Consider the following 8,156-nt stretch of genomic DNA (forward strand, 5'->3'; position numbering starts at 1 on the left):
TCGGCGGCGGCCTGGCGGCGCTGCACCGCGCGGCGCTGCCGCGCGCGGCGGCCGGCGTGCTGGCCGGGGCGCTGCTGATCGGCCTGGCGGCCGTCCTGATCGGAGTTTCCGCATGACCATGGGGGAGTTCCTGCTGGTGGTGGTGCTGGCGTTGCCGGCGCTCGGCGCGCTGGCGGTGGCGGCGACGCCGCGGGACCGGGCGGCCCGGGCGGTCGGCACGGCCGTCGCGGCGCTGACCCTGGTGGCCGCCGCGCTGCTCCTCCTCGGCGACCGGACCTGGTCGGCCTACGGGGCCGACGCGCCCGCGGTGCGCCCGTGGCACCGGCTCGACCTGCCCTGGGTGCCCGGCCTCGACCTGCGCTTCCATCTCGGGGTGGACGGCATCTCCTGGCCGCTGGTCGTGCTGACCGCCCTGCTGACGCTGCTCTGCTGCGCCTACACGCTGTGGAAGGTCCCCGACGGCGGCAGCGGGCGGGCGCTGGTGGCCCTGCTGCTGGTCGTCGAGGTCGGCATCCTCGGCACCTTCCTCGCCCTCGACCTCGTGCTCTTCTTCGTCTTCTTCGAGGTCGTCCTGCTCCCGATGTACGCGATCATCGCCGGCTGGGGCGGCGCGGACCGGCGGCGGGCGGCCCGCAAGTTCGCCCTCTACACGCTGCTCGGCTCGGTGCTGCTGCTGGTCGGCGTCTACGTGGTGGTGGCCGCCGCCGGGACGGCCGACGTGGTGGCGCTGACCGGCGGGACGGGGCTGTCCCGGGGCACCCAGCTCGCGGCGTTCACGCTGCTCGCGCTGGCCTTCGCGGTGAAGAGCCCGCTCTGGCCGCTGCACTCCTGGCTGCCCGACGCGCACACCCAGGCGCCCACCGTCGGCAGCGTGGTCCTCGCCGGGGTGCTGCTCAAGATGGGCACGTACGGGCTGATCCGGATCGCGGTCGGGGTGGCCCCGGAGGGCGCCCGCTGGGCGGCCCCGGTGCTCGGCGCGCTGGCCGTGGCGGCGATCCTGGTCGGGTCGCTGGTCTGCCTCGCCCAGCGTGAGCTGAAGCGGCTGATCGCGTACTCCAGCGTCGGGCACATGGGCTTCGTGCTGCTCGGCGTCGCCACGCTCACCACCACCGGCATCCAGGCGGCCCTGATCGGCAACGTCGCGCACGGGGTGATCACCGGCCTGCTCTTCTTCCTCGCCGGCGCGATCAAGGACCGTACGCACACCGGGTCGCTCGACGAGCTGTCCGGGCTGCGCGAGACCGCCCCCCGGCTCGCCGGGCTGCTCGGCTTCGCCGCCGTCGCCTCGCTCGGCCTGCCCGGGCTGGCCGGCTTCTGGGGCGAGGCGTTCGCGGTGGTCGCGGCCGTCGAGGTCGGCGGGGCGCTCTGGACCACCCTGGGTGTGCTGGCGGCGATCGGCGGGGCGCTCACCGCGGCGTACCTCCTGCGGCTGCTGCGCAGGGTGACGCACGGGCGGCCCAGCCCGGCGGTCGGGCGGCTCACCTCCGGCGTGGCCGGCGTGGAGCTGGTCGCGTGGGCGCCCCTGGTGCTGCTGGCCCTCGCGGTCGGCCTGGCCCCGACCCTGGTGCTCGGCGTCGCCGAGGCCCCCGTCGACGCCCTGGTGGAGGTGCTGCGGTGAGCGAGCGAATCATCGGGCTCGGCGCTCTGATGTCTCATGACGGCACGCAGCGAAGCGGAGTGCCGGCATGAGCGAGCGGAGCGAGCGAATCATCGGGCTCAGCGCTCTGGTGCCTCATGACGGCACGCAGCGAAGCGGAGTGCCGGCATGAGCGTGGTGCAGAGCGTCGACAACGTGGCGCTGCTCCCGGCGTACCTGGCCGCGGGGACGGCCGTGCTGGTGCTGCTGGCCGACCTGCTGGTGGCCCGGGGCCGGGTCACGCTGGCGACGGCCGCCGTCGGCGCGGCGGCCACGGCCCTCGGCGCGGCCCTGGTCGGCGGCGGGGACGAACGCCGCACGTTCTGCGTCGGCCCCGACTGCTCGTACGTCTTCGGCGGCCGGGCCGCCCTGGTCGCCGTCGTCGTCGCCCTACTCACCCTGGGCGTGCTCGCGCTGTCCGGCCCGCTGCTGCGGGCGGGGCAGTCGCCGACGGGGGAGTACTGCTTCCTGCTCGCCTGCTCGATGACGGGCGGCGTGGTGCTCGGCGCGGCCGGCGACCTGATCACCCTGATCGTGGCGCTGGAGACGCTCACCCTCCCGCTCTACGTGCTCGTCGGGCTGCGCCGGGGCAGCCTGGCCAGCGCCGAGGCGGCCGTCACCTTCTTCGTGGTCAGCGTGGTCGCCACCACCCTGACGCTGCTCGGGGCGGCGCTGCTCTACGCGGCCACCGGCGGGTTGCACCTGGGCCGGATCGGCGCGATCCTCGCCGACCGGCCGGACCTGCTGGACCTGCCGCTCACCACCGCCGCCGTGGCGCTGGTGGTGCTGGGGCTGGCGTTCAAGGTGGCGGCCGTGCCGTTCCACGCCTGGGCGCCGGCCACCTACGACGGCGCGCCGCTGCCGGTGGCGGCGTACCTGTCCACCGCCTCCAAGCTGGGCGGCGTGGTGGCCCTGCTCGCCGTGGTGCAGCACGCGCTGCCGGCCGGCGTGACCGGCCCGGTGCTCGCCCTGCTCGCGGTGCTGACGATGACCGTCGGCAACCTGGTGGCGCTGCGCCAGCGGCGTACGGTCCGGCTGCTCGCCTGGTCCTCGGTGGCCCAGGCCGGCTACATCCTCGCCCCGCTCGGCGCGCTGGCGCTGGCCGCCGGACGCACCGCCGACGCCCGCACCGCCGCGTACGCGGCCGCCGTGGCGTACGCCGTCTTCTTCGTGGTGCTGGAGCTGGCGGCCTTCGCGGCCGTGGTGGCGCTGCGCCCGGCGGGCGCGGACGGCGGCACGCTCGACGACCTGCGCGGGGCGGCCCGGCGACACCCGTGGCGGGCGGCGGCGCTCGGGCTGGCGCTGGTCGGGCTCGCCGGCCTGCCGCCGGGCCTGGCCGGCCTCTTCGCCAAGGTGACCGTGGTCCGTTCGCTGCTGGACGGCGGCGCGGGCTGGCTCGCCGTGGTGGTGGCCGTGAACGCGGTGATCGGTCTCGCCTACTACCTGCGCCTCACCGCCACCCTCTGGGCCGCGCCGACCACCGCGCCGACCACCGCGCCGGCCGGCACGCCGGGCGGGGACGCCCCGGGCGTCGGGGCCGGCGGCGCCCCGGCAGTGGTCCCCGTGCGGGCCCGGACGGTCGGCGTGGTGCTGGCCGTGGCGACGGCGGCTGCGCTGGTGCTCGGCTTCGCCCCGCAGCTCGTGCTCGACGTCGCCGCCCGCTGAGGCGCGGCGCGGTTCCGTCCGGCGGTCTTCCCGTCTTCGGGGGCGGTAGTCCTCGCGGGCACTTCGGACATCTCAGGCAACTCACAGCCATGAGACGGATGGTTGGCGGGTACCGGGTTGTTGAACCGGTCAGCGGATCCCGCGTGATCCGTGCTGCACCGAAGGAGTGATCGTGCACCACAACCGTCTGAAGACCGCCGCGCTGCTCGGCCTGCTCACGTCGCTGATCCTGGCGGTGGGCTACTGGTTCGGCGGCAGTGGCGGCCTGGTCATCGCCGTCGTCCTGTCGCTCGTGATGAACGGTGTCACCTACTTCTACTCCGACAAGCTCGCGCTGCGCTCGATGCGGGCGCAACCGGTCAGCGAGGCGGAGTTCCCCGAGCTGTACCGGATGGTCCGCGAGCTGGCCACCGAGGCCGGGCAGCCGATGCCGCGCCTGTACGTGAGCCCGACGTCGCAGCCCAACGCGTTCGCCACCGGGCGGAATCCCCAGCACGCGGCCGTCTGCGTCACCCAGGGGATCACCGAGATCCTCGACCACCGCGAGCTGCGGGGCGTGATCGGGCACGAGCTGTCGCACGTCTACAACCGGGACATCCTCATCTCCAGCGTGGCGGCCGGTCTGGCCGGCATCATCACCATGCTGGCGAACATCGCCTGGTTCATCCCGCTGGGCGGGGGCGACGACGAGGACTCCCCGAACCCGGCCGTGCTGCTGCTCACCATCATCCTGGGGCCGATCGCGGCCACCGTCATCCAGTTGGCGATCAGCCGCAGCCGGGAGTTCCAGGCGGACGCCTCCGGCGCCCGGCTCACCCGGGACCCGCTGGCCCTGGCCAGCGCCCTGAAGAAGATCCACATGGGTACCCAGCGCCGGCCGTTGCCGGCCCAGGGGCAGCTCACCAGCACCGCCCACCTGATGATCGACAATCCGTTCCGGGGCGGCGGCGTGGCCGCCCTCTTCTCCACCCACCCCAAGATGGAGGAGCGGGTCGCCCGGCTGGAGCGGATGGCCGCGAACAGCGGGCCCGTGCGGTTCGAGCGCTGAGGCGCTGATCACCTTTCCGCCCGTGTCCGGTCCCCCGGACACGGGCGGAACGCCGTGTGAGCGCGTTAACCGTTCCTTTCCCGCGTCCGGCGGCGTTAGGGTCGGAAGGTTCCCCACCCGTTACATCCCCTGGAGGTCGACCGTGGCCGCACTGCGCCAGTACCTGGGCGTCTGGCGGATCCCCGGGGCGCCGATGCTGCTGCTCACCGGCATCCTCGGTCGGCTCGGGATCGGCATGACGCCGCTGGCGCTGCTGCTGGTCGTCGAGCAGGTCACCGGCCGCTACTCGCTGGCGGCCGTCGCCGGGGGCATCTACGCGCTCTCCGGCGCCGCGCTCAGCCCCGTGGCCGGCCGGATCGCCGACCGGATCGGCCCCAGCCCGGTGCTCGTCGGCACCGCCGTCGCCCACCCGTTCGCCCTGCTCGGCCTGCTCTGGTCCGCCCGCTCCGACACCGGCAGCCTGGCGCTGGTCTTCGTGGCCTCCGGGGTCGCCGGGGCCACCTACCCGCCGCTGACCGCCGCGATCCGGGGCGCCTGGAACGACCTCACCTCGCCGGCGTCCGGCCGGTGGCACCTGCGCAACACCGCCCTCGCCGCCGAGACCACGCTCTTCGAGATCGTCTTCGTGCTCGGCCCGCTGCTGGTCGCCGGCTTCATCCTGTTCGCCGACGCCGGGGCCGCCCTGGTCGGTTCGGCCGTGGTGACCCTGGTCGGCACGATGGCGGTGGCCCTCGGCCGGGTGATGCGCGGCTGGCGGCCACACCCGCGCGAGCACCAGACCAGGGGGCTCGGCCCGCTGCGCGTGCCCGGCTTTCCGGCACTGCTGCTCTGCGTCGCGAGCCTGGGCATCGCCTTCGGCGCGGCCGGCGTGACCGTGCCGGCGTTCGCCACCGCCTACACCTCCGACGATCCCGACAGCCTCGCCGGGGTGCTGCTGGCCGTCTGGGGCGTGGGCAGCGCCGTGGGCGGTTTCTGGTTCGGCGTCCGCAAGCCGGCCCGGAACATGACCCGGCAGTTCTCGCTGCTGCTCGGCGCGGTCGCCGCCAGCTTCGCCGTCTTCGCGGTGATGCCCACCCCGGTGGCGCTGGGTACCGCCCTGGTGATCGGGGGCGCCACGATCGCGCCCGCGCTCACCCTGGAGAACACCCTGGTCGGCCGGATCTCCCCGACCAGCATGCTGAACGAGGCGTACACCTGGGTGGTGACCATGTCGGTGGGCGCCAGCGCCGCCGGCGGCGCGGTGGCCGGCCTGATCGTCGACCACGCCGGCGGGGTGCCCTGGGCGTTCGTCTTCGCCGGGGCCGCGGTCGCCGTCGGGGCCGGGGTCGCGGCCCTGCCCGCCGGGCCCATCACCCGCGCGGAGGCCACGGCGGTACGCACCGAGGAGTTGCTGCCCGCCTGACGTGCCGGGTTCCCCGCCGCGCAGGCGGGGTACCACGCGGTCATGTTCGTCTTCTTCTCGAACCGGGTGGGCTGCCTCGGTTCCCTGCTGATCAGCGCGATCCTGACGGTGGTGCTGCTGCTCGTCTTCTCCCGCTGACCCGACGCGGGCTCGCGCTGTCGATCTCCGCGGCCGGGTCGGATGTCGCGGGGCGACGGGACGACCGGTGGTGCGGCACACTCCCGACGTGGGGATGCCAGCGCCGGTCACGGCTCACGACATGACGGTCGCTCTGGACTACGGACAGTTCACGCTCTCCGGCAACCTGGACGACGACCCGGACTTCACGACGCTCCTCCGGGATGCGCACGTCGACGCGCACATCGCCAGCACTGGTCACACGGTGCTCGTCTGCGTGCCGCACCAGAACAACTTCAGGATGCCGCTTCGCGTCGAGGTGTGGGCCGCACCGCCGCCCCGCGACTTCGGGCACTGGGAAGAGATCTTCGAGTGCGCGCTGGCGGTCGACGGCGGAGAGCTGTGGTACGGCTCGCCGACGGTGGAAAGCCGGCGCTGCGAGGTGCCCGACGGGCGGTACGGCGTGCGCATCTGCGGCCGGGGCTTCGTCAACCGCGGCTGGCCCGGGTCCACGACGCCCGGTGACGTCTGGCGGGTGCAGCTGTGGCCGTCCAGGAGGAACCTGCCGGACCGGAGGATCAGGGCGTGGCACCCGCCGGAAACCGGACCTGTTCCGCAAGCCGGCTGAGGACGGCCGCGAGAGCGGCCCGCTCGTACGAGGCAGGCCCGGTCGGCGGCGTGCGGACGGTTGCCCGAGGTGGCCGACGCCCACCGGCGCGGGCGGATGGGCCGGCCGGAGCTTGCGGGCGAGGGACCGCAGCGGGCGGGAGTGCGGGGCCCGACGCCCGGACGAGGACCGCGCAGGCCGCCGCCAGGCCGCCGGAGGGCGCTCGTGAGCGACCAACGACGACTACTGGCGACGACGTGTGCCCAGGTGACAAGACGTCATCGGGCCGGTTCGGCGCCCTTACCTGTGAGGCTCGGGGTCTTTTACCGGTAGTTGGTGAACTGGAGGGCGACGCCGAAGTCCTCGCCCTTGAGCAGCGCGATGACGGCCTGGAGGTCGTCCCTCTTCTTGCCGGTGACCCGCAGCTGGTCGCCCTGGATCTGGGCCTGGACGCCCTTGGGGCCCTCGTCGCGGATCTTCTTGCTGATCGCCTTGGCCTTGTCCGAGTCGATGCCCTGGATCACCTTGCAGTCGATCTTGAAGATCTTGCCGGACGCGCGCGGGTCACCGGCGTCCAGCGACTTCAGCGAGATGTTCCGCTTGATCACCTTCTCCTTGAAGACCTCCAGCGCCGCCCGCACCCGCTCCTCGGTCTCTGCCTGGAGGCTGATGGCCTCCTCGCCCGACCAGGAGATCTCGGCGCCGGTGCCCCGGAAGTCGAACCGCGTCGCGAGCTCCTTCTCCGCCTGGCGGAGAGCGTTGTCGACCTCCTGGCGGTCGACCTTGCTCACGATGTCGAACGACGGGTTCGCTGCCATGCTCATGCTCCTGCTGTCCGGCGGTCTGTGGTCCTTCGTCCCCCGCTGACCAGCGGTACGACCCCCTGACGGTACCCGGTTGCGCGGATGCCGGGGGCAGCCGCTATCCTTGCTTCCGCTGCCGCGTTACGACGCGGTGGGGTGCCCTGGCGGGTTGCCCGAGCGGCCAATGGGAGCGGACTGTAAATCCGTCGCGAAAGCTACAGAGGTTCGAATCCTCTACCCGCCACCAGGTGCACCAACGGCCCCTGACCAGCAGGAATGCTGATCGGGGGCCGTTGTCGTTCGTCTGGCGGAGTCCGGCTGCGTCCAGCCGCTGACGACTGGTTGTGGGCAGATCGTGGGCGGGTTGATCTTGCCTCTGAGGGCTCCTCTGAGCTGCGAATTCTGGTGTCGGTGAGGGACTTCGGGCTAGCGCGGGCCGTGCGTGCCAGCGACCGGCTGAGGACTCCGCGCTGTGGCGTGGTCGGGCTGCGGGAGATAGGCCAGGGGCAAGCCAGTCCCGGGGTTGGACTGGCGCGGCAGTCGGAAGCCCCGACCCTCGACCAGGCCGACCCGTTCGGCTTCCGTACCGCTTGGCCGTAATCGTGCCGCCTGCTGGATCACCGGTTCGGGGGCGGCGGTCCGGCGGCAGTCGGTGGCTTTCCGCCCCGGCGCCGGAGGCAGCCGGGGCGGTTTGCCGCCGGCCGGCTCACCGCCCCCGCGCCGCGCGCAGCGCGGCGCCTTGATCTGATACAGCCAAATTCGGCAATCGCCCCTTCAGGCCACGTGTCCCGTCACGGGAGATGCTTGACACTCGCGTCCCACCAGATGCTTGACATGATCATTATCCGGTTTCTTCATCGCGTGATGGTTGCGGTCAT

The 8,156-nt window shown here is 73.3% G+C and carries 6 protein-coding genes and 1 tRNA gene; 6 read left to right on the plus strand and 1 reads right to left on the minus strand.

The window, feature by feature from the left end:
• Positions 1–112: 112 nt before the first annotated feature.
• The 5 genes from AB0G13_RS32980 (at position 113) to AB0G13_RS33000 (ending at position 6,496) form a co-directional block, all read left to right on the plus strand.
• On the plus strand, positions 113–1,618 hold the full coding sequence (locus tag AB0G13_RS32980) for an NADH-quinone oxidoreductase subunit M (RefSeq protein WP_357883078.1): 1,506 nt from the start codon (positions 113–115) through the stop codon (positions 1,616–1,618).
• 147 nt (positions 1,619–1,765) lie between these two features.
• Entirely contained in the window at positions 1,766–3,301 is a 1,536-nt protein-coding gene (locus AB0G13_RS32985; protein ID WP_357883081.1) for a proton-conducting transporter membrane subunit, read from the plus strand.
• Positions 3,302–3,473: 172 nt separating this feature from the next.
• On the plus strand, positions 3,474–4,349 hold the full coding sequence (htpX, locus tag AB0G13_RS32990; RefSeq protein WP_357883084.1) for a zinc metalloprotease HtpX: 876 nt from the start codon (positions 3,474–3,476) through the stop codon (positions 4,347–4,349).
• 142 nt (positions 4,350–4,491) lie between these two features.
• Positions 4,492–5,751 carry an MFS transporter gene (locus AB0G13_RS32995; RefSeq protein ID WP_357883087.1) on the plus strand — a complete coding sequence of 420 codons (1,260 nt, stop codon included), beginning with the start codon at positions 4,492–4,494 and terminating at the stop codon, positions 5,749–5,751.
• A 259-nt stretch (positions 5,752–6,010) separates the two neighbouring features.
• Positions 6,011–6,496, plus strand: a complete 486-nt coding sequence (locus tag AB0G13_RS33000) for a hypothetical protein (RefSeq protein ID WP_357883090.1) — start codon at positions 6,011–6,013, stop codon at positions 6,494–6,496.
• A gap of 302 nt (positions 6,497–6,798) precedes the next feature.
• On the opposite strand, the gene AB0G13_RS33005 is transcribed toward AB0G13_RS33000, so the two are convergent.
• The gene (locus tag AB0G13_RS33005; protein ID WP_132230880.1) at positions 6,799–7,293 is read right to left on the minus strand and encodes a YajQ family cyclic di-GMP-binding protein; all 495 of its coding nucleotides are present in this window, start codon (positions 7,291–7,293) and stop codon (positions 6,799–6,801) included.
• Positions 7,294–7,441: 148 nt separating this feature from the next.
• Between AB0G13_RS33005 and AB0G13_RS33010 the strand changes: the two genes are divergently transcribed.
• Positions 7,442–7,525, plus strand: a tRNA-Tyr gene (locus AB0G13_RS33010).
• Positions 7,526–8,156 lie beyond the last annotated feature (631 nt).

It is taken from the genome of Micromonospora sp. NPDC023633 (assembly GCF_040640035.1).
Lineage (GTDB): Bacteria > Actinomycetota > Actinomycetes > Mycobacteriales > Micromonosporaceae > Micromonospora.

Excerpts from the sequence above, each read along its gene's own strand:
- AB0G13_RS32980 (WP_357883078.1), top strand. The coding sequence starts at position 113 with ATGACCATGGGGGAGTTCCTGCTGGTGGTGGTGCTGGCGTTGCCGGCG.
- AB0G13_RS33000 (WP_357883090.1), top strand. The coding sequence starts at position 6,011 with ATGACGGTCGCTCTGGACTACGGACAGTTCACGCTCTCCGGCAACCTG.
- AB0G13_RS33005 (WP_132230880.1), bottom strand. The coding sequence starts at position 7,293 with ATGGCAGCGAACCCGTCGTTCGACATCGTGAGCAAGGTCGACCGCCAG.
- AB0G13_RS32985 (WP_357883081.1), top strand. The coding sequence starts at position 1,766 with ATGAGCGTGGTGCAGAGCGTCGACAACGTGGCGCTGCTCCCGGCGTAC.